The sequence below is a fragment of the Porphyromonas sp. COT-290 OH860 genome (genome assembly GCF_000768935.1).
Lineage (GTDB): Bacteria > Bacteroidota > Bacteroidia > Bacteroidales > Porphyromonadaceae > Porphyromonas.
In genome coordinates this window covers 1-25,299 of the sequence record NZ_JRAR01000040.1, presented here as the reverse complement: position 1 = coordinate 25,299, position 25,299 = coordinate 1, and the positions used below count along the sequence as shown (strand labels likewise).

Sequence of the window (25,299 nt, the reverse complement as noted above, 5' to 3'; positions counted from 1 at the left end):
CCGTCGGCAAGCCTTGATACTAGAAGGCGTTTTGTGTGTCCTCATATACCTTAAACTTAAAAGGGTCTGCGCCAAAATCAAATTTTGACACAGACCCTTGCCTCCAGAGCCTAGGCTCCCACGTGTAGCCTATATATACATTGCAGTAAAACAAAGAACACGGCAATGTGTCATAATGCACAAACTGCTGTGTCGCTTGCCTCATTCGGCTTGTATTTTGCACATCCTTAAACACCTAAAAGGGGCTGTGGCAAAATTTGTTTGCCACAGCCCCGTGTCCTACTTTAGGCTAAACTGGTGTTGCGTTTAGCTATACAATGGTATTCTGCTCAAGTAGTGGATTAGCATCAAGCTCACTCTGTGGCAGTGCATGGAAGAAACCGGGGGCATCGGTAGCAATATCTACCTTAACCGTATGATTCGTTCCCTCTACGTTGCGATTGATCATGAGCTTCCAGCGCTTCATGTCGAACCAGTTCGTTCCTTCTCCCCAAAGCTCAATACGGCGTTGGAAGCGAATTTCTTCACGTAGAGCATTCTGCTCTGTAGGCGCCGCAAAGTTTGGATTTCTTTTCGCCACAAACTCGTTAAGTAGGGTGGCTGCCTTGGCGGTTTCACCAGTCTCATTCAGGGCTTCTATCTCCAGTAGGATTGGGTCCTGCACTCTGAGATAGACATAGTCCCCAGTCATGCCAGCGGGTGTACCTGAGTACTTAACTTGGTCGTAGTTTGCCAGTTTAGGACGCAGAGCCGTATATTTCGCGAAGATTTCCTTATTATCCTTATCGTGCAAGAACAGCTTGCGACGGCTATCTGTAGCAGGGATCTTCTGGTAGAGCTTATTGTGAATCGACTTGAAAGCTCCATTCTTCCCCGCATAGCCCAGCTGTAGAGGGTCCATATGAGAGGGATATGAGGCCCATAGGCTTGTATTCACACCCGTGATCTGGTGCCCCCATAGGATGTCAGCGGCCCCAATCTCCCAAGAGCGGCCGGGCTCGGAAACCATATCGGCAGCTCCCTCCTTGGCTACAGCAGCATATTTAGCGACATTGGGCCAATCCTCCATCTGAGCGTAGACCTTGGCTAGGTAGGCAGCAGCTACAAACTTGTCAATATCCACTCTGTCGCTAGGCGTCTTTGCTCCGTTGTCGGCAGCATAGGTTAGGTCTGCTATGATCTGCTTGTAGACCTCAGATACCTTGGCGCGTGGATATTTCTTCTCCGAGGGCTCAAGCTGTAGAGGTACCCCGAGAAGATCTTCGTGTCCCTTGTAAGTATGCTGATAGAAGTTTACTAAGTGGAAAAAAGAGATGCCTCTTATGGCAAGTGGTACAGACTTGAGAGCCTTGTAGTCTGGATCGTCTTTCTCCTCGCTGTAGTAGTCGTGTAGAATGATATTGGCATCTGAGATTGCCTTATAAAACATCTTCCAAGTCGAGTTCGTACGACGATATTGAGCCTGATTGTTACCATGTTCGTAGTCGAAAATAAACCAGTTACGCTGCGTCATGAGCATATCCTCGCACATGATATCAGTAGCAAGGTGAAAAGCCTTGAGTCCAAAGTCGTCGTGGCTAGTTCCCTCGGAGCCACCAAAAACGTTGTATGTGGCCACAAGTGCAGCGCTGGAAAACTTCTCTAGGATTTTAGTGTCCTTAGTTTTCTTGTCTCTATCGCTTTTGGTGAGGTACTCTGTCGAATCTGTGGAGAGGAAGTCATTCGCACAAGAAGACAGCAGTAGTGCCCCCAAGGCTAGTGGCAATAATATCTTATTCATATTAGTCTTCAACCTAAATATTTATATTACTTCGTTTTATCCCCAATATGGGTGCTGCAAGTATTTCTTCAATGCACATCTACAGACCCACATTAAGACCAAGTGACAGCGTGCGGATGGCACTATTCACCGAGTAGCTCTGATCTCCCGAAATCATTAGACGGGGGTCAAATCCTTTGAGCTTGCTCCAGAGGGCTACGTTGTCTGCAGCGAAATAGACACGAGCAGACTTGAGGCGCACTTTCTCCAATGCAGACTTAGGTAGGTTGTACCCAAGCGATACACTTCTGAGTGAGAGGTACGAGCCATCTTGCAAGAATCTATCGGACGATACCCCTTGTAGCGTTACATCTAGACGAGGGATCTTACTATTGGTATTCTCTGGAGTCCAGCGATCACGGATATCCACATGCCAATTGGTACCAGCCTTCCCAGAGGACATGAGAGAGGAGTAGGCCGAGTTGTAGACATATCCGCCTAGACGATATGCAAACTGGATGGAGAAGTCGAAGTCGTAGACACGTGTATTGGCGTAGAAACCACCAGTGAGCTTAGGGATCGCGGAGCCAGCAAACTTACGGCTCTTTAGGTCGCTTGTATAGCCTTTCTGGTTCTTCTGGACATACTTCTTGGTATCCTTGTCGTAGACGGTGTAGAGCGCATCCCCATTCTTGGGGTCTACGCCTGCGAAGGGCACGAGATAGTAGTCGTAGATGCTGCCGTTCTCCTTGATGATGCGGTTACCCTGTGTAATACCATTTTCCTTGAAGTCCTCGGGTAGGTCAAGCACTGTATTGACGTAGGTCGTACCATTGACACCAAGGGTAACACTAACCTTCTGACTGCGATAGACGTTAGAGTTTAGACTAAACTCCCAACCTGTATTAGTCATGCTACCCACATTGACTGGTTTGGTAGAGAAACCTGTGGTCGAGGGCGTAGGCAGATTGAAGAGCATATCAGAGGTCGTGCGGTTGAAGAAATCAATTTCCCCTGAGAGATAGCCATTGAATAGGGAAAACTCAAGCCCCACGTTTAGGTTGGCATTCTTTTCCCATGTAATATCCCTATTACCCTTGTAAACTCCCTTGAGCGAAGCACTATTGCCATCAGAGGTAAACTCGTAAAGATCTTCGTAGGGCGTGTAGGCACGTACAGGGGGATTCTTGCCTGGTAGGAAGAGGAAGTCGTTACCTTGGAGACCATAGCTAGCACGGAGCTTCAGGTTATTGATTGCTTTAACGCCTTTGAGGAAACTCTCCTCCTTGAGGCGCCACGAACCGCCGACAGACCAGAATGTCCCCCAACGCTTATCAGGAGCGAAGATAGAAGATCCGTCACGGCGTAGACTTGCAGATAGATAGTACTTGTCTGCGTAGTCGGCTGTTACCTGACCGAAGTAACCCTCTAGGCGGTACTTGCGATCCCAGCTAACGAGATCTCTAAATTTATTGGCAGACTTGAAGTGCATGGAGTTAGGGTCGATCAAGTCGGTTTTCTCTGCATGATCGAAGGTGAGCGTCTGCATAAAAGACTCGTGACCGAGGAGCACTTGTAGGCTAAGGTCGTCGAATTTCCTATTCCACGAGAGCACTTGGTTCCAGTTGAGCGACTCGTCACGCTCATGGTAGCGTCCTAGCAATCCGTTGTAGGTAAGGCCGTCGCCAACCTCTGGGTTGTAGTATGCAATTGTCTTATCCCAGATAGAGGAGTAGGTAGCCGTTGTATTGAATGCTAGATCCCATGGCAGATTGACGTCCGCTCTCATGTTTTGGATCAAGGCGGTCTTCTCCACAAGCGTTCTATTACGCTGCTGTTGCTCTACGATGTTTAAGGTAGAGTAGGCACGCTTCCCATTGATTCCAGCACGTACTTCACCACCATCGTACTCAGGCTTGCCATTCTTGTACATGATCCGTCCATCGGCATCGTGCTTGTAGACAGGATAGATGGGTGCGATCATACGAGTCCATGCGAAGGTGTTTGAGAAGTTGTTTTGCTCAGTCATCTGATTTTTCAGCTTCGTGTGAGAGAACTGTGTAGATGCTGCCATCTTGAGCCAAGGATAGAGCTGGGAGTCGTAGGAGATACGAGATGAGATACGCTCAAAGCCAGTGCTTAGATTGAATCCTTCATCGTTGAGGTAACCTGCCGAGAAGAAGATGTTGTTGTTGCTTACTCCTCTCGTGACACTTAGGTTATACTCTTGACGCATTTGGGGCTTGTAGAGGTGCTTAGCCCAATCGGAGAAGTCCGCTGCATCCTCATACTTAATTGCAGTATTAGATGTGAGCTTGCCATTGACGTCTACGACGGCATTGTCTGCCACACCCTTATAGATGTTGTAGCCGAGCTCTGAGATTAGATTCTCCGAAGCATAAGTCGCAGCTTTCTCAGGTGTCATTCCCTTAGTGCCTGAGTAGAGCTGCCCATTGCGCAGAGCTTCCCACATCAAGGTGTAGTACTCGCCTGGATTGGTGAGCACATCGTACTCTGGGACACCTCGCTGGTTAATCCCGACACGAGCATCGAATGTCACAGCAAGACGACCGTCCTTACCTGATTTAGTAGTAATCAAGATCACCCCGTTGGCACCACGAGCTCCATAGAGAGCGGCGGAGGCGGCATCTTTGAGGATCGTTAGGCTCTCGATATCCTGAGAGTTAATCGCATTGAGGTCGCCTGTATAGGGAGCTCCGTCTAAGATAATCAGAGGTGCTGAGGAAGCATTGATCGAGCCGATACCACGGATACGTAGCGTCGTTGCTGCACCGGGCTGACCAGTGGAGGACGAAACCTGTAGGCCGGGTACCATACCTTCTAGAGCTTTAGATACGTCGGCTACCTGAGCTTTCTCTAGTTGTTTTTTGTCGATGGCCACTGCCGACCCCGTGAATGAACTCTTTTTGGCTGTACCGTAGGCCACAACCATCACAGCGTCGAGCTCTTTGGAGTCGGGGACCAAAACAATCTTCATGTCTGTCGCCCTGATTGGCACCTCTTGAGTGACGAAGCCAATGTAGGAAACGACCAGAGTCTGGGCACCGTCTGGTACTTTGAAAGTAAAACGACCATCTAGATTGGTCGCTCCACCAATCGTTGGGCTACCCTTGACCACCACAGAGGCTCCAATAACAGGCTGTCCGTCCGCCTTGGAAGTCACTACCCCCTTGACGGTACGCTGCTGAGCCAATAGCATTCCTATACTACAGAATAGGAACGCTAAGAATAAAAATCCCTTTTTCATACATTCAACTTGGTAAAAAACTGCATTCGAAAAAACACACAATGATGATACCATTAAGTAATATCTAGCCGAGCCCCTACATCTGTGACGTAAGACTAAACTAAGTTGAGTACCTTATGAGTACATCTATCTCGACGTACTGGGATCAAGTGCAGAGATCTGGCTGAGATCTAGAGCGAACTCGAAACGAAGATGATGGGCACGAAAAATGTCTGTGCTTGTAGCAAACGGAGAAATCTCCTTCAATATGTGTAATACGTTATGGCAAACTTAACGTATTTAATCTAATAAACCAAACTTTTTGACACACTTTGGAAATCGAACACTGCCGTTTTGTGTTCTTTTTAATGATATTTGGGCAAATGCGATCGCATTGGAAATATCCTAATAAACCATACACAGAAAAAGAAATTATCTGCAATAGGTCATCCTATATGGCATGTAAAATTATCAAGCTCGATTACTCCTCGGGCCTCCTCTGCTCATGTCTAGCAAGGTAATACCTCCTGTTGGGTAGGGTGCTATGGCTGAGGCTATTGTATTTCTTCTCTAGAATGTCGAGCTTTGCAGAAGCAAAGAAGTCGTATCACTCAAGTGCTTATTATCATTATGAGATATTATTTCAAATATGGGACGAGTGCCAAAGTCGTTACTGCTATTGGTGTCATCGCTTTTGTGTGCTTCCTCTATGGGATATTCACTATGCCCTATACGTTTCGTTGGCTCATCGTGCTCAATGCCGCTCTGGCACTGGTTTTCATCGTGCCTATTTTGCTTAGCCCTGTCTACTACGAAGTAACCCCCGACGGCGTACAGCTACGTCTGGTGGCTTGCTCCATATTTTTCCCTGCTAGTCGATACGAAGTAGCTCCCGAGCCGCCAATCTGGGATCAATTGACGGTCTGGTGGCTAGGTACAGGTGGCTACTTAGGGTATTTGGGTTGGTTCGGACTCAAGGGTGGAGGCTCATGCTGGCTACTACTCACGGAACCCAAGAAGCAAGTCTTGGCTATTCGTGACAAGCAGTCCAAGCGAGTCATCTACATCAATCGGGCAAACTAGCCCTATATACTAAGTGTAATAAATACTGTGGGCGTACTAGCAATTTAGCTTAGTACGCCCACAGTATTTTATATTATTCAGTGATTAATCAGAGCTCTAGGTCGATGTCGAACTTCTCTTCCCAAGGCAATCCCTGTACCATCAGCTCGGCCATGAATGGATCTGGGTCGAACTCTTCGACGTTGTACACGCCGGGCTTGCGCCATAGTCCCTTCATAAACATCATAGCACCAATCGTAGCGGGCACACCAGTGGTGTAGCTCACGCCCTGTGCGCCTGTTTCCTGATAGGCTGCTTGGTGGCTACAGTTGTTCCATACATAGTAGGTGCGCTCCTTGCCGTCCTTGATGCCACGGATGCGACAGCCGATAGAGGTCTCGCCCGTGTAGTTCTCTCCGAGCTCACCGGGGTTGGGCAGTACGGCTTTGAGGAACTGAATGGGCACAATCTCCATACCATTGTACATGATAGGATCGATACGAGTCATGCCAATATTCTGCATCACACGTAGGTGCGTCAGATATTCCTGTCCAAAAGTCATCCAGAAGCGTGCACGCTTGATCGTGGGGAAGTTCTTTACCAGCGACTCTAGCTCCTCGTGATAGAGTAGATAGCTCTCGCGGGCGCCGATGTTGGGGTAGGTGAGTGGCAGATGAATCTCTTGAGGCTCTGTTTCTACCCACTGGCCATTCTCCCAGTACTTACCCTTTTGAGTAATCTCACGAATGTTGATCTCGGGGTTGAAGTTGGTGGCGAAAGCCTTGTGGTGGTCACCGCCATTGCAGTCTACGATGTCGAGGTAGTGTATCTCGTCGAAGTGGTGCTTGGCAGCGTGAGCAGTGAAGACGCCCGTTACTCCGGGGTCGAAGCCACAGCCGAGGATAGCCGTCAGGCCAGCCTCACGAAACTTATCCTGATAAGCCCACTGCCAGCTGTACTCGAATTTAGCTTCGTCTAGAGGTTCGTAGTTGGCTGTATCGAGATAGTGTACACCTGCCTCTAGGCAAGCGTCCATGATATGGAGGTCTTGGTAGGGTAGGGCCACGTTGATACATAGGTCTGGCTTAAACTCCTTCATCAGAGCTACCAGCTCTGGCACATTGTCGGCATCTACTGCCGCCGTCTTGATCTTGACGTTGGTGATCTCAGAGGCGATCTTGTCGCATTTGCTCTTGGTGCGACTAGCGAGCATAATATCGGTGAAGATATCGCTATTCTGCGCTACCTTCTTGGCTACTACAGTGCCGACACCGCCGGCGCCGATAATGAGCACTCTTCCCATAGGCTTGTATATAATGCTTTAGTTGGTTAATATTCTTGTTCTAGCGTAGTCTATTGGACATACGGACGAGCGTTTCGTCTTTGAGCACGGCACGTACGGCCAGTAGTTGTAGTATGATGCTGATCATAGGCAGAGCTAGCCACGCCTTGATACCTATCTCGGCAGAGGCGCTGCTGCTATAGCTCCAGACGACGAAAGCGATATAGAGGAGCAGGCCAATCATCAAGAGGACATTGAGCGTCCCTAGACGGATCTGGAAGGTGCGGCTCGTGCTGTCCTTATAGAGGAATATGCTAACCAAGGCTATCAGGGCGTCGAGTATGCCCAGCACACCTATTGGCCAAGCCGAGTAGTAGGTCTTCATGCCCGAGAGGTCGGTAATGCCCCATGCCCCGAGCAGATGTGTCTGGTCGGGGAGGGTAAATAGCACCAACGGTTGGCTAACGAAGAGTGCCATCAAGATGACTACTGCCACGAGCCAAACCGTTTGTATTCTCTGCCACATAGCATTGGGGCTTTTACTTCTTGATGCGTCCAGCTACGTTGTGGTAGAGCTCGCCGTCCTCATACTCCTTGGCTGCGATGAGGGTGGGCTTGGGTAGACGCTCGTAGTAGCGAGATACCTCGGTCTGCTCACGGTTCTCCTGCACCTCTTGCAGTAGATCCTCGGAGATCGTGGCAAACTCTTGTAGCTTAGCCTCTAGCTCCTGCTTGATCTCCTGAGAGATTTGGTTGGCACGCTTGGCCACGATCATCACGGTCTCGTAGACGTTGCCAGTGTCCTCGCTCATACGTACCATATCACGGCTGATCGTATTGTGCGGGATGTTTGATTTCTTGTAATCCATTATCCTTTTTATATTGTCTTATTCCTTGATCAATAGTTTGTTCATGCGCTCATAGATGCGCGTGGCAGCCTTGGCGTTCTTCCCCTCGGGGAACTCGTTGAGGTACGCATAGTAGTGGTCTATGGCCTCACGCACTCGCTCCTGCTGCTTGGCGAGCACGCTCTGCTCGGCCTCCTCGCCCTTGGCTTGTAGCACCAGATAGAGCAGCTCCTCACGGTGCTTGGTGTAGGGGAAGTCTTTGAGGGCATTGCGTGCCGTCACTACGGCGGACTGATAGTTGTTGCCTAGGTAGTTGCCTAGGTTGTAGTATAGCCGAGCGGCTAGTAGTTCCTTATAGGCGAGCTTGTCTTGTAGCTCGAAGAGCATGCTCTGTACCTCTTCTTTGTACTTGCCCTCGGGGTAGAAGTCTAGGTAGCTTTGCAGCTCCTTGATCGCCCCATAGCTATCTGTCTGGTCGAGGCGTGCCTCGGGCGATGCCTTGAAGAGGCAGTAGCCAGACTTGTAGCGAGCCTCCTCTTCCATGGGGCTCTTGGGGTAGCTCGTGTAGTAGGTCTGGAAGTAGCGAGAGGCCTCGGCCTCCTGACCCATATTGAAGTAGCTATCTGCCATTAGGTACGTGCACTGAGGCCCCTCGGAGGTTCGGCTCAGTGAGGGGAGCACGTCCTCCAGCAAGGCCACTACACGAGAGTATTTCTTCTCGTTGTAGCTCTTTTTGGCATAGGAGTATCGCTCCGATACATCTAGCGACTTCTGTACACGATAGTATTCGGCACAGGAGCTCAGCAAGATGATTGCCCAGCAAATGCTCAATAATTTTCTCATACTCAAATAAACACTCCGAGCCTAATGTACTACTCAAAGTAGGGACAAAGGTAATATTTTCCGACCAATTAGTCCTTCAATGATTCTCTAGCTCTCTAAACAAAAACGTACGTAGGGCGTGTTTTGGGGTATATGATGATCAATATTACAGAGGCCCTGCTACACAAATATGATGTTCCCGTGCCTCGATACACCAGCTATCCGCCTGCGACGAGCTTCGCGCCCGACTTTGCCAGTGCAGACTACCTAGAGGCCGTAGAGGCGTCCAACACAGCTCAGCCACAGAACATATCCATATATATCCATATCCCCTTTTGCCGACAGCGCTGTCACTTCTGTGGCTGCAATACGGTGCAGTATCCGCTAGAGGATAAGATCGCCGAATATGTACAATGTGTGCTCTCGGAGATCCGAATGATAGCGCCACACATCAGCCCCGACCGACGTGTCACGCAGGTTAGCTGGGGTGGAGGGACGCCCAACTCTATTCGCTACGAATACATAGAGGCAATCATGTCTACCCTGCGGGAGGTCTTCACCTTCGCCGAGGACGCCGAGATCGCCATAGAGTGCAGCCCCGCCTACCTCGACTATCCGCATGTCGATGAGCTACGTCGCCTAGGCTTCAACCGCATTAGTCTGGGCATTCAAGACTTTCATCTAGATGTCCTCAAAGCGATTAACCGTCTGCCCTCTATGCACCCAGTGCAGGAGCTGCTCCCCTATATCAAGACCTCGGGCTTCTCAGGCGTCAATATAGATTTGGTTTATGGATTGCCCCTACAAACCCTTGCTAGCTTTGGGGAGAATGTGGAGCAGATCATAGCGCTGCGCCCCGACCGACTGGCTACATTCTCCTACGCACACGTCCCTTGGTTCAATGCCAACCAAAAGCTACTCGAGCGCTACCCACTACCCACAGGGGCAGACAAGATCGAGATGCTCACCCAAACGGTGCGCCAGATGACCGAGGCTGGCTACAACCTTATCGGTATGGATCACTTTGCCCTACCCGATGACGATCTCTCTCGAGCCCTCGAGGCGGGCGACCTGCATCGCAACTTCCAAGGCTATAATACGAGGCGCACAGCTGGGCAGGTCTATGCTTTCGGTGCTTCGGGGATTAGCCAGCTAGATGGTGCATACGCCCAAAACGTCAAGAGCTCTGTGCTCTATGTCGAGCTCGTTAAGTCTGGGCGCCTGCCCATAGAGCGAGGGTACAAGCTGACCGATAACGAGCGTATGATCCGTGAGGCGATCAACGAGATCATGTGCAATGGGCGCCTAGACTTTGCCGAGCTTGCCGAGCGCTATGGCCTAGGTTTGGAGGATTTCTACCGCATCACACAGTTCGACTCGGGTAAGCTCTCCGCACAAATGGCTGATGGTTTGCTGACACTCTCGCCTAAGGCGATCGAGGTCAATCCTCTTGGTATGTTGGTGGTTCGCCCTATTGCAGCGGCATTTGACCCTGCCTACACACCAGCCTCGGGGCAATACTCTCGGACGCTCTAGGGCAAACGGAGGTTTCTCTAGGAGGGCGGTGCTGCATCGTGCTCAGATTGTGGAGTCGCTAGAGGCTCGCCGATCTATGCACCATGCTGCACCCCTTTTTTTCGTGTCTACGAATCGGCGTAGCCTGACCCTAGGGTTCGTTTACATGCTTTAACTCCCAATTTATATTTTAGGCCACACTGCTTAGTTTTGATGGGGTAGCATGTATAAGTGGTGGATAACTTGTACAGACCTCGTATTTGGCCTCTAGCAGGCTCCAGATTGCGTTCGGCCTTATTGAGGTACTTCCCCCTTGCCTGAATGAAAATATCCGCTAAAAACGCACCTTTTATAATATACTAATAACCAGCTTGATAAAATCGTTTCAGGGGCGGTTTTCTGTGCTAGTACCATATTTCTCCTCATTTCTTCCCATCAATTCTTTGAGATCGGTGGACACACCGCAGCGGATTAGCCCATCAATCCGCATCAATCTGCCCATCAATCATCTGTAGCCACCGCATAAATCTTTATAAACTCTTGACTTGTTTTGCTAAATATCTTGCTAAATATCTTGCTAAATATTTAACACTCCTTAACCAAAAAGTAGACGAACGGACGTATAAGTTTGCCCATTCTCGACTCTACTTGTTCTACTTGTGGTACCGCTATACGGCAGAGATATATGCAGGCAAGTATGATGAGCAAGAGAGCTATAGGGCGATGATGTACTGCGTTGCTGATACTGGGGACGGCTGCTGGGCAAGACCCAAAGTTGCCTATCGGTATATGTGGTATGTTTTTTAGCATTTCTTTTTGTTTAGACGACTTATTTTCTTACCTTGCGAAGCGTTTTCGGGGTTCTCGTTCCTACCCTTATAATATCGCTAGAGAACTGATCCCGAGCTTGTGAAGACTGGATACAGAATAGTAATCTACTAAATACACAGTAATGGACGCCAAAATTTTCACACTAGAGTCCAGCCTGCCTCAATATCCGACATTTGAGGAGGGGATTCGCCGTGCCCCCGACAGAGGCTTTCGTCTAACGCCAGCCCAAACAAGGGTGGCGCTACAAAACGCCCTAAGGTATATCCCTGTCGAGCTACACGAAAAGCTAGCCCCAGAGTTTCTAGAAGAGCTCCAAACTAGAGGTAAAATCTATGGCTACCGCTACCGCCCCCAAGGCGACCTCAAGGCCAAGCCCGTAGATCAATACAAGGGGAAGTGTCTAGAGGGTAAAGCCTTCCAAGTGATGATCGACAATAATCTATGCTTCGATGTCGCCCTCTACCCATACGAGCTTGTGACCTATGGCGAGACTGGTCAGGTCTGCCAAAACTGGATGCAGTACTGCCTAATCAAGAAATACCTCGAGGAACTTACCCATGAGCAGACCTTAGTCATCGAGAGCGGACACCCGCTAGGCCTCTTCGCCTCCAAGCCCGATGCCCCTCGTGTCATCATTACCAACTCGATGATGATTGGCCTCTTCGACAACATCAAAGACTGGGAAATAGCAGCCCAAATGGGTGTGGCTAACTATGGACAGATGACCGCTGGTGGCTGGATGTACATCGGGCCACAGGGCATCGTACACGGCACATTCAATACGCTACTCAATGCTGGGCGCCAGCGATTGAATATCCCTTCGGGAGGCAATCTGGCGGGTAAGCTCTTTATCTCTTCTGGTCTGGGCGGTATGAGTGGAGCTCAGCCCAAGGCTGCCGATATCGCAGGGGCGGTGTCGATCACGGCAGAGGTCGATTACTCACGCATTATCACCCGCCACTCGCAGGGCTGGGTCAAGCACATCGCTTGCTCGATCCCCGAGGCCTTCGAGGTAGCCAAGAGAGGGCTAGAGAGCGGTGCCCCCACCTCTATCGCCTACCATGGCAACATTGTGGATCTCCTAGAGTATGCTCTAGAGAGAGGCATACATATAGATCTACTCTCCGACCAAACGAGCTGTCATGCTGTCTACGAGGGGGGCTACTGCCCAGTGGAGCTGAGCTTCGAGGAGCGTACCAAGCTCCTCAAAGAAGATCGCTACGCCTTCGCCTCTGCCGTAGACCGTAGTCTAAGGCGGCACTATGAGGTAATCAAGGGCCTTGTGGCTCGAGGGACATACTTCTTCGACTATGGCAATGCCTTCATGAAGGCGATCTACGATAGCGGAGTCCACGAAATCTCCAAGAATGGCATCGACGACAAGGACGGCTTTATCTGGCCAAGCTACGTCGAGGACATCATGGGGCCAGAGCTATTCGACTATGGTTATGGCCCCTTCCGCTGGGTGTGTCTATCGGGTAAGGACGAGGATCTGCACGCCACCGATCAAGCGGCTATGGCGTGCATAGATCCCAATAGGCGAGCGCAAGACAGGGACAACTATATATGGATACGAGATGCCGAGCAGAATGCCCTAGTCGTGGGGACCAAGGCACGTATCCTCTACCAAGATGCCGTAGGTAGGCAGCAGATAGCTCTGCGCTTCAACCAAATGGTGAGAGAGGGCAAGGTTGGCCCTATCATGCTCGGTAGAGATCATCACGACACGGCAGGCACGGACTCGCCTTTCCGTGAAACCTCCAACATCAAGGACGGCTCCAACGTCATGGCCGATATGGCGGTGCAGTGCTTCGCAGGCAACGCAGCCCGAGGTATGAGCCTCGTAGCCCTGCACAATGGCGGCGGCGTAGGCATAGGCAAGAGCATCAACGGCGGCTTCGGCATGGTGCTCGACGGCTCGGAGCGTGTAGACGAGATACTACGTACGGCTATGCTCTGGGACGTGATGGGCGGCGTGGCTCGACGCTCGTGGGCGCGCAACCGCAATGCTATGAGTACCTCCGAGGAGTTTAACCAAACGCACGCAAATCAAGGCTACCACATCACTCTGCCCTACCTCGTAGATGATGCCTTGCTGGATAGCCTACTTGGATAATGCAAGCAATCAAATACAAACACAGTATTCATATTTTAATCACACCACGATGACAACTGTAAAAAGATTAATGGAGTGTGTGCCTAACTTCAGTGAAGGCCGTAACAAAGAAACGATCGAGCTAATCGTACAGCCCTTCCGTGCGACAGAGGGCGTTAGGCTACTAGACTATAGCAGTGACGAAGACCACAACCGCACGGTGGTAACTGTGGTAGGCGAACCCGAGCCGCTCAAGGCCGCAGTGCTAGAGGCCATAGGTATTGCCCAGAAACACATTGACCTAACCAAGCACGAGGGGCAGCACCCTCGTATGGGGGCGGTAGACGTAGTACCCTTCATACCGATCAAGAATGTGACTGTGGAGGACGCCATTGCCCTATCCAAAGAGGTCGGCGCAGAGATTGCGAGTCGCTACGACATTCCTGTATTCCTCTATGAGAAGTCAGCTTCGGCAGCCCACAGAGAGAACCTCGCCAATATTCGCAAGGGCGAGTTTGAGGGCATGGAGGAGAAGATCAAGCAAGAGGAGTGGCGACCAGACTTCGGCCCAGCACATCGCCACCCCACTAGTGGTACGGTCGCTGTAGGAGCTCGAATGCCCCTCGTAGCATACAACGTCAATCTAAGCACGTCCAATCTCGACATCGCCTCTGCCATCGCCAAGAAAGTTCGCTTCATCGGTGGGGGGCTGCGCTTCTGTAAGGCTATGGGAGTCGAGCTAACCGACCGAGGCATCACGCAGGTGTCTATGAATCTTACAGACTTCACCAAGACAGCCCTCTATCGAGCTCACGAGATGGTGCGTATGGAGGCTCGCCGCTATGGCGTGGAGGTCGTAGGAGCAGAGATCGTAGGGCTAGTGCCTATGGCTGCTCTGATTGATGTAGCAGAGTATTACCTCGGCCTCGAGCAGTTCTCCATAGACCAAGTACTCGAAAACAAGATTATGGAGTAAGGCGATGAAACCTGTCGGCAATATCTTCATCAAAAACATCGCTCAGCTAGTGACCTGCGAGGGGCGAGGAGCTAAACGAGGAGCCGAGCAGATGAATGCAATAGGCGTCTTCGAGGGGCCTATGGCTGTCATCGCTCGTCAGGGCATCATCACTTACGTGGGTCCGATGTCGGGCGTGTCGGAGCAGGATGTGCGAGGCTGCCACGAGATAGATGCTGCGGGCTGCTGTGTGCTCCCGGGCTTTGTCGATAGCCACACGCATCTGGTTTTCGGCGGATATAGAGAAGACGAGTTTCAGTGGCGGCTGCGAGGCGATAGCTATATGAGTATCATGGAGCGAGGTGGTGGGATAGCCAGCACAATGCGTGCCACCCGTAAGGCTACCAAGCAGGAGCTCGTCGCCTCGGCTAGAGATCATCTAGACGCCATGCTCCGCCAAGGAGTAACTACGGTAGAGGCTAAGAGTGGCTATGGTATGGATTTGGCTACCGAGCTGCTACAACTGGAGGCGTCAGCCGAGCTAGAGCAGACGCATCCGCTCTCTATCTACTCCACCTTTATGGGGGCGCACGATACTCCTCCCGAGTACAAGGGGCGGGAGATGGAGTTCATTCACTTTTTGCTCCAAGAGGTGATGCCAGAGGTTAAGGCTCGAGGTTTGGCCGAGTGCTGCGACATTTTCACCGAGCGAGGTGTCTTCGACCACGAACAGACACGCACACTCCTGACGGGAGCCAAGGCGATGGGCTTCGAGGTTAAGATGCACGCCGATGAGATCGTCCCCTTCGGCGGAACGGAGTTAGCCGCAGAGCTGGGTTGCCTCTCGGCAGACCACTTGCTCCAGATCTCGGAGCAGGGTATCGCTGCTCTGGCCAAGAGCCAGACGGTGGCCACGGTATTGCCCTGTACCGCTTTCTCCCTCAAGGCGGACTATGCCCCAGCACGCAAAATGATTGATGCAGGCTGTGCCGTAGCGATGGCCTCTGACCTCAACCCCGGTAGCTGCTTCTCGTCCTCTGTCCCTCTGATGATCGCTCTGGCGACTATCTATATGAATATGACGGTCGAGGAGGCTATCTCGGCTCTGACGATCAATGGTGCTGCCGCTATTGGGCGTGCCGATCGTGTCGGAAGCATCGAGGTGGGCAAAGAGGCGGATATGGCGATCATTCGCTTCCCTTCGTATAAATTCCTCTCCTATCACTTCGGTATGAACTTGGTGCGAGATACCATTAAGAGTGGTGTCCGCTATCCCGTGATTTAACCTCATTACACGCAAATCAACGATTAAAATCTTATAAACAATGCTCAAAGATCTAAACCTACAAGACTTTATCCTCGAGACTGCTGGCTCGGAGCCAGTACCCGGAGGGGGGAGTATCTCAGCCCTTAATGGGGCTATTGCTGGGGCGCTAGCACAGATGGTGGCCAACTTGACTATCGGCAAAAAACGCTATGTCGAGGTTGAGGAGGAGATGCGCCAGCTAGCGAGCAAGGCTGAGGCGCTACGCACGGAGCTAGTGGCGGACATTGACAGAGATAGCGATGCCTATCGCTTGGTCTTCGAGGCCTTCAAGCTACCCAAAGAAACAGACGAAGAGAAGGCCTATCGTACCGCACAAATCCAAGAGCGCACCAAGCTCGCAGCCAACATACCGATGGCAGTGGCTCGGCGTGCGCATGAGTTGCTCTCTTTGGCCGAGGTCGTCGTAGCCAAAGGCAATAGCAATGCGATTACCGACGGCTGTGTGGCCATGATGTGTGCACGCACCGCCGTGTTGGGAGCACTGCTCAACGTACGTATCAACTTGACCTCAATCACAGACGAAGCCTTCGTGCGTGCTCTTGCCGAGGAGGCCGATCGCCTAGAGGCCGATGCGATCGCCAGAGAGCGTGCGGTCTTTGAGCAGACGAAAACATCATTACAATGATCTAGAACTATCCCCTGTCATTATGAAAAACAAGATCGTTGTAGGCGATGTGGCTCTCACCATTGAGCAGCTGGAGGCTTTTGTCCTCCAGCCGCTCAGGGTGGAGCTCGCTCCACAAGCTGTGAAAAACATTGAGCGTTGTAGGCAGTATCTCGACGATAAGGTCACTAGATCTGATCGCCCCCTCTACGGTATTACCACGGGCTTCGGCTCCCTATGTAATAGGAGTATCTCGCTAGAGGATCTGACTACACTACAAGAGAACCTCATTAAGAGTCATGCTTGTAGTACTGGTCGAGAAGTCAAGAGAGAGATCGTGCGCCTGATGCTCCTACTCAAGGCTCACGCTCTATCCTTGGGTCATAGTGGCGTACAGCTCCAGTCCGTCGAGTGGATCATCGAGATGCTCAATAAGGACGTTACGCCCGTTGTATTCGACCGTGGCTCTCTGGGCGCTTCTGGCGACCTTGCGCCACTGGCCAATCTCTTCCTCCCGATCATTGGCTTGGGCGAAGTGTACTATCAAGACAAGCGAATGCCTGCTAGCGAGGCACTGGCTCAGGCAGGCATTGAGCCAGTCACCCTCAAGAGCAAGGAGGGGCTAGCTCTGCTCAATGGCACTCAGTTTATGTCTGCACATGGTGTCTACGCACTCATACACGCTAGGCGACTGATGACGATGAGCAGTAGCATAGCAGCTCTCTCGCTCGAGGGGTTCAATGGGCTCGACGCTCCATTCACCGAGGAGCTACATACCATACGCAACCACCAAGGGCAGATACAGGTGGCACGGCATATAAGGCATATCCTAGAGGGGAGTGCACACATTCGAGAGCCTAAGCCATACGTGCAAGACCCTTATTCGTTTCGTTGTATCCCACAGGTGCACGGAGCGTCCTATGATGCCATCGCTCATGTGCGACGTGTGGTCGAGGACGAGATCAACGGCGTGACGGACAACCCAACCATCTTCCCCGAGCAAGATATGATCCTATCGGGGGGGAACTTCCACGGACAGCCACTTGCCTTGGTCTATGACTTCCTCGCCTTGGCACTGGCAGAGCTGGGTAATATCTCCGAGCGCCGTGTAGCACAGCTCATCTTTGGCCTGCGAGGATTGCCAGACTTCCTTGTGGCTAAGCCCGGCCTCAACTCTGGCTTGATGATCCCACAGTATGCAGCAGCCTCAATGGTTAGCCAGAATAAGATGTATTGCTTCAACGCTTCGTCCGACTCTATTGTCAGCTCAAACAATCAAGAGGATCATGTATCTATGGGTGCCAATGCAGCCACTAAGCTGCTGCCTCTGATTGACAACCTCTACCGGATCTTCGGTATTGAGCTGATGAACGCGGCTCAGGCTTTTGAGTTCCGTCGCCCTGCGACGACCTCACCAGTATTGGAGGATCTGCTCAGCGAGTTCCGCAGGGTTGTCCCCAGAATAGAAGATGATGTAGTGATGTACGAGCAGATCGAGCGTGCCTACGGCTTCGTACAGATCTACCCTTTCTTGCAGATGTAGCTTCTCTAGAAGATATGAGCGGCGGACGATCGGTCATATCTCCGCCTATAACCTTGGGGTTAGGCTCCAGCTAGCTCTTGTGTATGAGGATATAAAGCCGTACCTTTGCACTCGCTAAGCAATAATGCAAGCAAGATTTCTAAATTCAACGTTTTTAATGGCAACTAAAATTAGATTGCAAAGACACGGTCGCAAGGGTTATGCCTTCTATAAGATCGTCGTTGCAGACAGTAGAGCGCCACGAGATGGCAAGTTTATTGAGAAGATTGGTACTTACAACCCAAATACCAATCCTGCCACAGTAGATTTGAACTTCGAGCGCGCACTTTATTGGCTTACTAACGGTGCTCAGCCTACCGACACAGCTCGCAACCTACTCTCTCGTGAGGGTGTACTTCTGATGAAGCACCTACAGGGTGGTATCAAGAAGGGCGCTTTCGACGAGCAGGCTGCTCAGGCTAAGTTTGAGGCTTGGACCAAGAGCTGCGAAGCTGCTCTCGGTACGATCAAGGCTAACCTCCAGCAGGAAAAGCTCAATGCTGCCAAGGCTGCTTTCGAAGCAGAGCAGGCTGCAAACAAGGCTAAGGCTGCTCAGGTAGCAGAGAAGAAAGCTCTAGCCGCTAAGGAAGCTGCAGAAGCAGCCGCCGAGGCTACTGAAGAAACAACTGCAGAGAGCACCGAAGAAACATCAGCCGAATAATCATTCAAACGGTTAAGCCGATGTTTTAGTCATAATAGACGGATGCATGGCACTTCCCACAGGGGAGTAGACTTGCATCCGTCGCTTTTTTTTGTTCAGGGCTAATAGTCACAATTACTTATTCTCAATTTTCATTCCTTATGAAGAAACATCTACTTCGCCTTTTGGCCTTCGTACTACTCGGTGTCTGCTACACTGGGCTTGATGCTCAGGTGACGACCTCCGGGATCAATGGTACGATTACCGATGCTGCGACCAAGGAAACCTTGATTGGTGCTTCTGTCGTGGCCAAACATATCCCTACTGGCACGGTGTATGGTGTAGCCACCAACGTAAAAGGGAACTTCAACCTACAAGGACTTCGCCCCGGTGGACCTTATACGATCGAGATCTCGTATATCGGATATCAGACCGTAGTGATGAACAACGTGATGCTATCACTTGGGGATACCGAGACGATCAACGTTAAGCTCAAGGACGACTCCAAGGCTCTAGAGCAGGTTGTCGTGACTGGCTCCAGAAGTCACAGCCTTAATGCCACACGTACTGGTGCCGCCAGCAGCTTCAACCGCACAGCGATTGACCGTACCCCCTCGGTTAGCCGTAGCGTTATGGATATTGCCAAGCTCACACCTCAGGCCAATGTAACGAGCTCTGGGATTTCTTTTGCGGGCAGTAGCAACAAATACAATAGCTTCCAGATTGATGGTACTGTAAATAACGACGTATTCGGGCTCTCTAGCTCTGGGACCAATGGCGGTCAGTCGGGTGCTAACCCTATCTCTCTCGAGGCGATTGATGCTCTACAGGTGGTGATTGCTCCATTCGACGTGCGCCAAGGTGGCTTCACTGGTGGTGGGATCAACGCTATTACGAAGAGTGGATCCAACACTTGGAAGGGTTCTGCCTACGATTACTTCCACAATCAGGACTTCTACGGGACGACTTCTGGTGCCGATGTGGCCAAGCGTAAGAAATTGGATAAGCAGTTTGAGAATACAGTCGGCTTCACGCTCGGCGGTCCAATCATCAAGGACAAGTTGTTCTTCTTCGTCAATGGCGAATATGTAGATCGCAATACTCAGACTTCGTTTAACGTCGGTGATGGATCTGCTATCGAAGCCAAGGACATTGACCCAATCATCGAGCATATCAAGAAGATCTCTGGCGGATATGACGGCGGAGGCTACGCCAAGAAGGACATTCCTACGACCAACTACAAGGCTCTAGCCCGTATCGACTGGAACATCAATCAAGCACACCGCCTCAACGTGCGCTATAGTTATGTACAAGGTAGCCGCTTCAACTTCGGTCGTTCGCGCAATCAGCTTCGCCTCAACGACAATGGCTATACGATGAACAACAAGACGCACTCGCTTGTCACTGAGCTCAACTCGACTTTCGGTAGCAACATGAACAACGAGTTCCGCTTCGGCTACACTCGTGTACGTGACTTCCGCACACCAGACGGCAAGCCTTTCCCACACGTTCAGGTGAATATCGACGACAATAGAAGCGTACTTTTTGGCACGGAGCGCTTCTCTATGGCTAACCGCCTCGACCAAGATATCTTCACACTGACCAACAACTTCAACTGGAATATCGGCGACCACGCCCTAACCTTCGGTACGCACAACGAGCTATTCCAGATGCAGAACCTCTTTATCCGTGAGAACTACGGCTCGTACCGCTACGATACACTCGATAAGTTCTTCAAGATTGGGACACCACAGGAGGAAGGCCCCGACCAGTACGATTACTCATTTGCCGACGTCAATGTAACGAAAGACCCACGCTATGCACCCGCTTTCAAGGCAGCTCAGCTTGGCTTCTATGTGCAGGACGACTGGAAGGTAAACTCTAAGCTCCGTTTGACTCTTGGTTTGCGTATGGATCTGCCACTCTTCTTCGAGCAGCCTAGAGCAAATGATAAGTTCAACGGTAGCGATATCGCCAAGCAGTACGGCGTGCAGAACCACACGATGCCACAGGCTACACCTCTCTGGTCGCCACGCTTTGGCTTCCGCTATCAGATCGACGAAGAGCGTCGCTTCTTGCTCCGTGGGGGTGCTGGTATCTTCACTGGCCGTATTCCATTCGTATGGGTGTCTAATAGCTTCAGCAATACAGGGCTTGAGTTCACTCGTCTACGCCTAAGTGGTAAGGGTGCCAAGGATCTACGCTTCAATCCTGATGTCAATAGCCAGTTCGCTCAGACACGTACTTCGGAAATCGACCTCATCACTAAGAACTTCAAATTCCCACAGGTTGCTCGCTTCAACCTTGCCTTCGAGGCTCTATTGCCCGGTGACGTCAAAGCTGTAGTAGAGGGTATGTATACGCACAACCTCAACAACATTGTGGTGAGGAACCTCAACTATCGAGCTACCGACAAGACCCTCAAGCAGGGATCGCTAGAGCGTCCTCTCTACGAGCAGGTAGATGGCAAGAACTTCAGCGACATCATTCTACTCGACAATACGAACAAGGGGTATACCTATAACGTTACGACGACTCTGAGCAAGGACTTTGCCTTCGGTCTAAGCGCATCTATCGCCTACACCTATGGTCGTGCCATGAGCGTTAATGACGGGGCAAGTAGCCAAGCCAAGAGTACTTGGGAGTACAACCAAGGATTCTATGGCGACAAGGAGCACGAGCTCTACCTAAGTAACTTCGATATGCGTCACCGCATCGTGGGTAACCTTAGCTATCGTGTAGAGTATGCTAAACACTTCGCTACGACGATTGGTCTGATCTACAATGGTCAGAGTGGTAACCGTTTCAGCGTAGTAACTAATGGCGACCTCAATGGCGATGGCGCTCGAGGCAATGACCTCCTCTATGTACCTACCGATGCCGAGATCGATGCCATGCCATTTACTAAGCGTACGACGTTCCTCCCAAGCACGAAGAAAACGATTGTTCTGGCAGAAGCAGATGAGCAGAAGCAGCAGTTTAAGGAGTTCATCAACAACAATCCTGAGATTGCCAAGCACAGAGGTACATTCATTGAGCGTAATGGTTTGGTAACGCCTTTTGTCAATCAGATTGATTTCCACTTTGCTCAGGACTTCTTCCTCAATGTGGGTGGTCGTCGCCATACACTCCAGCTCAATGCCGATGTTATCAACCTAGGTAACCTCTTTAATCGTGCATGGGGTCAGAGCTATTATGTACAGTACGATGCTATCAACCCACTTGGCTTCAGAGGTGGCAAGTACACCTTCACGCCTCTCAAGAATCTTTGGGAGCAGGCCAATATCGACTCTCGCTGGAGAGCACAGATTGGAGTGAAGTATATCTTCTAATGAACCCAAGCGCATTAGCGCTCCCAAACGACTACGGGCTGAGTACTATTTCTAGTACTCAGCCCGTAGTCGTTTGGGGAGGGTTGTGCTCAGCCTCTAGAAGGCATATCCGAGCATCAGATATGGCATCCAGCTCTGTGTAGATGAGTAGAAGTAGGTAAATGGCCCTTGGAGCTGGAGGTAGTTAATCCCAATACCAGCCATCAGACCGCTGCCGTGCGTGTATCTATAACCTGCGCGCAGATAAGCATGAGACGCCCACTTAGAGGGTTTAGCTTGCTCTAAAGTCTTGAGCTTGGGGTGAGTTCCTAGATCCTTGTGTTTGGAGTAATAGTTCATCGCATGGCTGAAGTGATCTACTGCTATACCAGCACCTATCTCGGCGGCGTGCCTACGCCCCCCGAGTAGGATATTGACTTCACCCCCGAATGAAACTTCATTGTGGTCTGGAGCTGAAATAAGAGATCTCTTCTCGAAGCTTTCTTTGTGGTTGAGGTAATGCGTCGTGAATGTCCAAGTGCCGCCGGTCGTTTTCTGCATGCCGTAGCCTACAAACCCCTTGAAACCAAGGAGCCTATTGGCAAAGTCGGGGCGATACTCATACGACAGCTCAAATCCTTTGCTCTGAGCTGCTACACTTACTTGCACGGCTCGCTGTGGACGAACTTGTGCCTTAGCTTCTATTGAAGATAATCCCCAAGTCTGTGCTAGAACCACGAGGGCTAGCAAACTGCTTTTTTTTGTCATTTTCTTAAGTGGTATTTTTTCTGTTTGGGTAAATAAATTACTTGTCTATTCATGATCATAGTCGTCTAGCTAGATCCCCGGCAGGTTCATGCCCGTGATCCTGCGATAGAGGTCTAGGGCGTAGATATCGGTCATACCCGAGATATAGTCTAGAGCACACTGGATACGTCCGTAGGTCGTAGTCTGTGCCGTGTCGTACTGAGAGCTGACTCGCCCCAAGAGAGCCTTGCTATACGTATAGTCTGGGTGGTGAAGCGCCTCGAGCAACTTATCCAGCAGAGAGCCGAAGATCTGATGTCCTGCCAACTCGACATCTAGTACCTCCTTGGCGCAGTATATCCGTGCCCAAGCGACCTCGCTACAAGCTCTGTATGCCTCTTTGAGGCGAGGGGAGAGGCGGCCAATCAGGGCGCCGTCGAACTGACCTCTTAGGATCTCCCCTTCGTACTCGAGGAAGATAGCTGCGGCCTCCTCAACCAAGAGGTTAATGACCTTACTACGCAGGTAGCCAATTTGCTCGTTGGGGTCCCCGATTTGGCTGAGGCGTTGGGCAAGTATCTCCAAATCTTCGTCAGAAAAAAAGGCTTGCAGTAGTGTAGAAGCCTCCTCGCGTGATAGGATATGTAGCTTGTATGCGTCCTCAATATCCATCACCTGATAGCAAATATCGTCGGCAGCCTCGACTAGATATACAAGTGGATATCTGGCGTAGGAGAGCGGCTGATCGGAGAGCTTGATGAGTCCTAGCTCGTCAGCGAGCTGACGCATCGTGCCTTCCTCTGTCTGGAAGAACCCAAACTTGCCCTTGGGAGCACTCTGCTCACTGCTGTATGGATATTTGATGATGCTGGCGAGAGTACTGTAGGTTAGAGCAAAGCCGCCGGGCCTTCTTCCCTTGAACTGATGTGTCAGCAGGCGAAAAGCATTGGCGTTCCCCTCAAACTGTAAGAAGTCCGTCCAGCGGCCTCCCTCCTTCTCTATCTCCTCACGCCACTGCCTCCCTCGCCCCTCTCGGAAGTATGCGCCGATAGCACGCTCGCCACTATGACCGAAGGGGGGATTGCCCATGTCGTGCGCCAGACAAGCAGCGCTGACGATCGAGCTAATGGCTCGGAAAGGAGTGTTCCTCGCATCAGGATACTTGGCTTCTAGCCCCTCAGCGACAATGTTGCCCAGCGAACGGCCAAGGCAGCTCACTTCGAGGCTGTGCGTTAGTCTATTGTGCACGAATATATTGCCGGGTAGAGGGAAGACTTGTGTTTTGTTTTGTAGACGGCGAAAGGGTGGCGAGAAGACGAGGCGATCGTAGTCACGCTCGAAGTCGCTACGTGTAGAGTCTGGTGCCGCACCTTGTCTGGTTTCGGAGCCAAGCCTACGAGGCGATAGCAACCGACGCCAGCACATACTTTGATCCATATACTGCTATTCTATATATTTCTGCCAAAGGTACAAAGATTTCCATACAGTCATGTTCCGATTTCCTCAGCCTCATGGGCAATATGTCGCTTTGAGGAGGTAGGATATTGCTTCTGTGAATTATATTTTTCCCCTCGATCCACAATTTGTCGGTTTTACAAGCCGTTAAGTGTCTAGTAACAGACGCTCCACGATCCACAAGTGGAGCGATCTCTAGGAGCCAAGGCTGAGGATTATTGATATTTAAGTATAACATAAACCACTAGACAGTATGAAAAGGGTATTAACTATTCTGACGCTCGTCCTCATTGGTATAGGACTGGTTGGTTGCGGAGATTCGAAGCCTAAGTATCCGCGTATCGAAACATCGCTGAAAGGGCAGCATTGGTCGGCAGAGGGAACTCCTCTGACCATCAGGTTTACCTCCGATAAAGAGTTTGAGGTATACTACGATGCTGTTCACACTGGCTTTGCACCTTTTACCGGCTCCAAGGGAACCTACCAGCTTGAGCGCAATACGCTCATCCTACGAGGTCAGTTGGGGCAGAAAGTCGATGATGCAGGTAGGCCAATAGGCCCGCAGCCCATAGCGAGTTACACTGAGCGAGCCAAAATCGATGCGACGAAGTGGACGCTAACCTTTGAAAATAAGAACTTCCTCTTCGGATGGGGTGATGGTAAGCAAGGGGATATCTTCTACCTAACGCCGGGGCTGAGAGGTACAGCTTGGCAGACGTTGCCAAGTCCCTCGGGTATTCGTGGCTTTAAGCTCTTCGCCGATCCCAAGAAGAAAGATGATAAGCCGACCGATATCTATAGCGGTAAGTTCAAGATGTACGACAACGATCCCGCTGTTTGGTATGCTCCCTATCGTCATGCCGAGGGCTCGTACAATACACGTGGCAATAAAATCATCTTTAGCCGTGTGCTCACCGACGAGAGCGAGATCAAGGCAAATGGTGGCAATAAGTATTGGACGGAGGAGGCTACATTCTATCCAGAAAATAAGATGATTAAGTTCAAGACTAAGGGCTTCCCTCGTGTAGATGAGCGAGGCGATGGGTCGGAGTCTTTCTATCTACCTCGCCGTATACGGTAGCTAGATTATCTGTTCGATCGCATCAATATGGATAGCCAAAGGGTCTGTGTCAAAATTTGATTTTGGCGCAGACCCTTTTAAGTTTAAGGTATATGAGGACACACAAAACGCCTTCTAGTATCAAGGCTTGCCGACG

General features: G+C 50.8%; 19 protein-coding genes. 10 read left to right on the top strand and 9 right to left on the bottom strand.

Annotation, left to right across the window (positions count from 1 at the left end; translation table 11 throughout):
- Nucleotides 1–310: 310 nt before the first annotated feature.
- Together HQ41_RS04230 and HQ41_RS04225 are read right to left on the bottom strand one after the other, a co-directional pair.
- Complete coding sequence (locus HQ41_RS04230; protein ID WP_052405279.1) at nucleotides 311–1,780, bottom strand: RagB/SusD family nutrient uptake outer membrane protein; 1,470 nt, start codon at nucleotides 1,778–1,780, stop codon at nucleotides 311–313.
- Nucleotides 1,781–1,859: 79 nt separating this feature from the next.
- Nucleotides 1,860–5,027, bottom strand: a complete 3,168-nt coding sequence (locus tag HQ41_RS04225; protein ID WP_044188354.1) for a TonB-dependent receptor — start codon at nucleotides 5,025–5,027, stop codon at nucleotides 1,860–1,862.
- Nucleotides 5,028–5,636: 609 nt separating this feature from the next.
- Between HQ41_RS04225 and HQ41_RS04220 the strand changes: the two genes are divergently transcribed.
- Nucleotides 5,637–6,089: a hypothetical protein gene (locus HQ41_RS04220; protein WP_044188352.1), complete on the top strand. Its 453-nt coding sequence runs from the start codon at nucleotides 5,637–5,639 to the stop codon at nucleotides 6,087–6,089.
- Between the two features lie 88 nt (nucleotides 6,090–6,177).
- Here the strand turns inward: HQ41_RS04220 and HQ41_RS04215 are convergent, their stop codons facing one another.
- Genes HQ41_RS04215 through HQ41_RS04200 form a run of 4 tightly spaced genes read right to left on the bottom strand, consistent with a single transcriptional unit; the run spans nucleotide 6,178 to nucleotide 9,041 of the window.
- Complete coding sequence (locus tag HQ41_RS04215; protein ID WP_044188349.1) at nucleotides 6,178–7,371, bottom strand: saccharopine dehydrogenase family protein; 1,194 nt, start codon at nucleotides 7,369–7,371, stop codon at nucleotides 6,178–6,180.
- 40 nt (nucleotides 7,372–7,411) lie between these two features.
- Complete coding sequence (locus HQ41_RS04210; RefSeq protein ID WP_044188347.1) at nucleotides 7,412–7,876, bottom strand: DUF4293 domain-containing protein; 465 nt, start codon at nucleotides 7,874–7,876, stop codon at nucleotides 7,412–7,414.
- A gap of 13 nt (nucleotides 7,877–7,889) precedes the next feature.
- Nucleotides 7,890–8,219: a DNA-directed RNA polymerase subunit omega gene (locus HQ41_RS04205; protein WP_044188345.1), complete on the bottom strand. Its 330-nt coding sequence runs from the start codon at nucleotides 8,217–8,219 to the stop codon at nucleotides 7,890–7,892.
- 18 nt (nucleotides 8,220–8,237) lie between these two features.
- A complete protein-coding gene (locus tag HQ41_RS04200) occupies nucleotides 8,238–9,041 on the bottom strand; it encodes an outer membrane protein assembly factor BamD (protein ID WP_044188342.1) in 804 nt (267 codons plus the stop codon).
- Between the two features lie 132 nt (nucleotides 9,042–9,173).
- On the opposite strand from HQ41_RS04200, the gene hemN reads away from it, so the two are divergent.
- Complete coding sequence (gene hemN / locus HQ41_RS04195) at nucleotides 9,174–10,556, top strand: oxygen-independent coproporphyrinogen III oxidase (protein WP_235316904.1); 1,383 nt, start codon at nucleotides 9,174–9,176, stop codon at nucleotides 10,554–10,556.
- A 564-nt stretch (nucleotides 10,557–11,120) separates the two neighbouring features.
- On the opposite strand, the gene HQ41_RS09620 is transcribed toward hemN, so the two are convergent.
- Complete coding sequence (locus HQ41_RS09620; RefSeq protein WP_152567335.1) at nucleotides 11,121–11,345, bottom strand: hypothetical protein; 225 nt, start codon at nucleotides 11,343–11,345, stop codon at nucleotides 11,121–11,123.
- 142 nt (nucleotides 11,346–11,487) lie between these two features.
- Here HQ41_RS09620 and HQ41_RS04185 point away from each other — a divergent pair, with 142 nt between their 5' ends.
- From HQ41_RS04185 to HQ41_RS04155, 7 genes are all read left to right on the top strand, one after another.
- Entirely contained in the window at nucleotides 11,488–13,482 is a 1,995-nt protein-coding gene (locus tag HQ41_RS04185) for a urocanate hydratase (RefSeq protein ID WP_044188337.1), read from the top strand.
- A gap of 49 nt (nucleotides 13,483–13,531) precedes the next feature.
- The gene (gene ftcD / locus HQ41_RS04180) at nucleotides 13,532–14,437 is read left to right on the top strand and encodes a glutamate formimidoyltransferase (RefSeq protein ID WP_044188335.1); all 906 of its coding nucleotides are present in this window, start codon (nucleotides 13,532–13,534) and stop codon (nucleotides 14,435–14,437) included.
- A gap of 4 nt (nucleotides 14,438–14,441) precedes the next feature.
- A complete protein-coding gene (gene hutI, locus HQ41_RS04175) occupies nucleotides 14,442–15,701 on the top strand; it encodes an imidazolonepropionase (RefSeq protein ID WP_044188333.1) in 1,260 nt (419 codons plus the stop codon).
- A gap of 40 nt (nucleotides 15,702–15,741) precedes the next feature.
- Nucleotides 15,742–16,368, top strand: a complete 627-nt coding sequence (locus HQ41_RS04170) for a cyclodeaminase/cyclohydrolase family protein (protein WP_044188330.1) — start codon at nucleotides 15,742–15,744, stop codon at nucleotides 16,366–16,368.
- 22 nt (nucleotides 16,369–16,390) lie between these two features.
- The gene (hutH, locus tag HQ41_RS04165) at nucleotides 16,391–17,890 is read left to right on the top strand and encodes a histidine ammonia-lyase (RefSeq protein ID WP_044188327.1); all 1,500 of its coding nucleotides are present in this window, start codon (nucleotides 16,391–16,393) and stop codon (nucleotides 17,888–17,890) included.
- Between the two features lie 157 nt (nucleotides 17,891–18,047).
- Nucleotides 18,048–18,590 carry a 30S ribosomal protein S16 gene (locus HQ41_RS04160; protein WP_044188324.1) on the top strand — a complete coding sequence of 181 codons (543 nt, stop codon included), beginning with the start codon at nucleotides 18,048–18,050 and terminating at the stop codon, nucleotides 18,588–18,590.
- A 140-nt stretch (nucleotides 18,591–18,730) separates the two neighbouring features.
- A complete protein-coding gene (locus HQ41_RS04155) occupies nucleotides 18,731–21,901 on the top strand; it encodes a TonB-dependent receptor (RefSeq protein WP_044188321.1) in 3,171 nt (1,056 codons plus the stop codon).
- Between the two features lie 96 nt (nucleotides 21,902–21,997).
- On the opposite strand, the gene HQ41_RS04150 is transcribed toward HQ41_RS04155, so the two are convergent.
- Complete coding sequence (locus tag HQ41_RS04150) at nucleotides 21,998–22,648, bottom strand: hypothetical protein (RefSeq protein WP_152567334.1); 651 nt, start codon at nucleotides 22,646–22,648, stop codon at nucleotides 21,998–22,000.
- Between the two features lie 69 nt (nucleotides 22,649–22,717).
- Nucleotides 22,718–24,052 (bottom strand): dGTP triphosphohydrolase, encoded by a 1,335-nt coding sequence (gene dgt, locus HQ41_RS04145; RefSeq protein ID WP_044188360.1) that lies wholly within the window; start codon nucleotides 24,050–24,052, stop codon nucleotides 22,718–22,720.
- 283 nt (nucleotides 24,053–24,335) lie between these two features.
- Between dgt and HQ41_RS04140 the strand changes: the two genes are divergently transcribed.
- Nucleotides 24,336–25,163 (top strand): hypothetical protein, encoded by an 828-nt coding sequence (locus HQ41_RS04140; protein ID WP_044188317.1) that lies wholly within the window; start codon nucleotides 24,336–24,338, stop codon nucleotides 25,161–25,163.
- The last annotated feature ends 136 nt before the right edge of the window (nucleotides 25,164–25,299 follow it).

What these genes read in the sequence shown, in the direction of transcription:
- HQ41_RS04230 (WP_052405279.1), bottom strand. Translation starts at nt 1,780, where the DNA reads ATGAATAAGATATTATTGCCACTAGCCTTGGGGGCACTACTGCTGTCT.
- HQ41_RS04225 (WP_044188354.1), bottom strand. Translation starts at nt 5,027, where the DNA reads ATGAAAAAGGGATTTTTATTCTTAGCGTTCCTATTCTGTAGTATAGGA.
- HQ41_RS04220 (WP_044188352.1), top strand. Translation starts at nt 5,637, where the DNA reads ATGAGATATTATTTCAAATATGGGACGAGTGCCAAAGTCGTTACTGCT.
- HQ41_RS04215 (WP_044188349.1), bottom strand. Translation starts at nt 7,371, where the DNA reads ATGGGAAGAGTGCTCATTATCGGCGCCGGCGGTGTCGGCACTGTAGTA.
- HQ41_RS04210 (WP_044188347.1), bottom strand. Translation starts at nt 7,876, where the DNA reads ATGTGGCAGAGAATACAAACGGTTTGGCTCGTGGCAGTAGTCATCTTG.
- HQ41_RS04205 (WP_044188345.1), bottom strand. Translation starts at nt 8,219, where the DNA reads ATGGATTACAAGAAATCAAACATCCCGCACAATACGATCAGCCGTGAT.
- HQ41_RS04200 (WP_044188342.1), bottom strand. Translation starts at nt 9,041, where the DNA reads ATGAGAAAATTATTGAGCATTTGCTGGGCAATCATCTTGCTGAGCTCC.
- hemN (WP_235316904.1), top strand. Translation starts at nt 9,174, where the DNA reads ATGATGATCAATATTACAGAGGCCCTGCTACACAAATATGATGTTCCC.
- HQ41_RS09620 (WP_152567335.1), bottom strand. Translation starts at nt 11,345, where the DNA reads ATGCTAAAAAACATACCACATATACCGATAGGCAACTTTGGGTCTTGC.
- HQ41_RS04185 (WP_044188337.1), top strand. Translation starts at nt 11,488, where the DNA reads ATGGACGCCAAAATTTTCACACTAGAGTCCAGCCTGCCTCAATATCCG.
- ftcD (WP_044188335.1), top strand. Translation starts at nt 13,532, where the DNA reads ATGACAACTGTAAAAAGATTAATGGAGTGTGTGCCTAACTTCAGTGAA.
- hutI (WP_044188333.1), top strand. Translation starts at nt 14,442, where the DNA reads ATGAAACCTGTCGGCAATATCTTCATCAAAAACATCGCTCAGCTAGTG.
- HQ41_RS04170 (WP_044188330.1), top strand. Translation starts at nt 15,742, where the DNA reads ATGCTCAAAGATCTAAACCTACAAGACTTTATCCTCGAGACTGCTGGC.
- hutH (WP_044188327.1), top strand. Translation starts at nt 16,391, where the DNA reads ATGAAAAACAAGATCGTTGTAGGCGATGTGGCTCTCACCATTGAGCAG.
- HQ41_RS04160 (WP_044188324.1), top strand. Translation starts at nt 18,048, where the DNA reads ATGGCAACTAAAATTAGATTGCAAAGACACGGTCGCAAGGGTTATGCC.
- HQ41_RS04155 (WP_044188321.1), top strand. Translation starts at nt 18,731, where the DNA reads ATGAAGAAACATCTACTTCGCCTTTTGGCCTTCGTACTACTCGGTGTC.
- HQ41_RS04150 (WP_152567334.1), bottom strand. Translation starts at nt 22,648, where the DNA reads ATGACAAAAAAAAGCAGTTTGCTAGCCCTCGTGGTTCTAGCACAGACT.
- dgt (WP_044188360.1), bottom strand. Translation starts at nt 24,052, where the DNA reads ATGTGCTGGCGTCGGTTGCTATCGCCTCGTAGGCTTGGCTCCGAAACC.
- HQ41_RS04140 (WP_044188317.1), top strand. Translation starts at nt 24,336, where the DNA reads ATGAAAAGGGTATTAACTATTCTGACGCTCGTCCTCATTGGTATAGGA.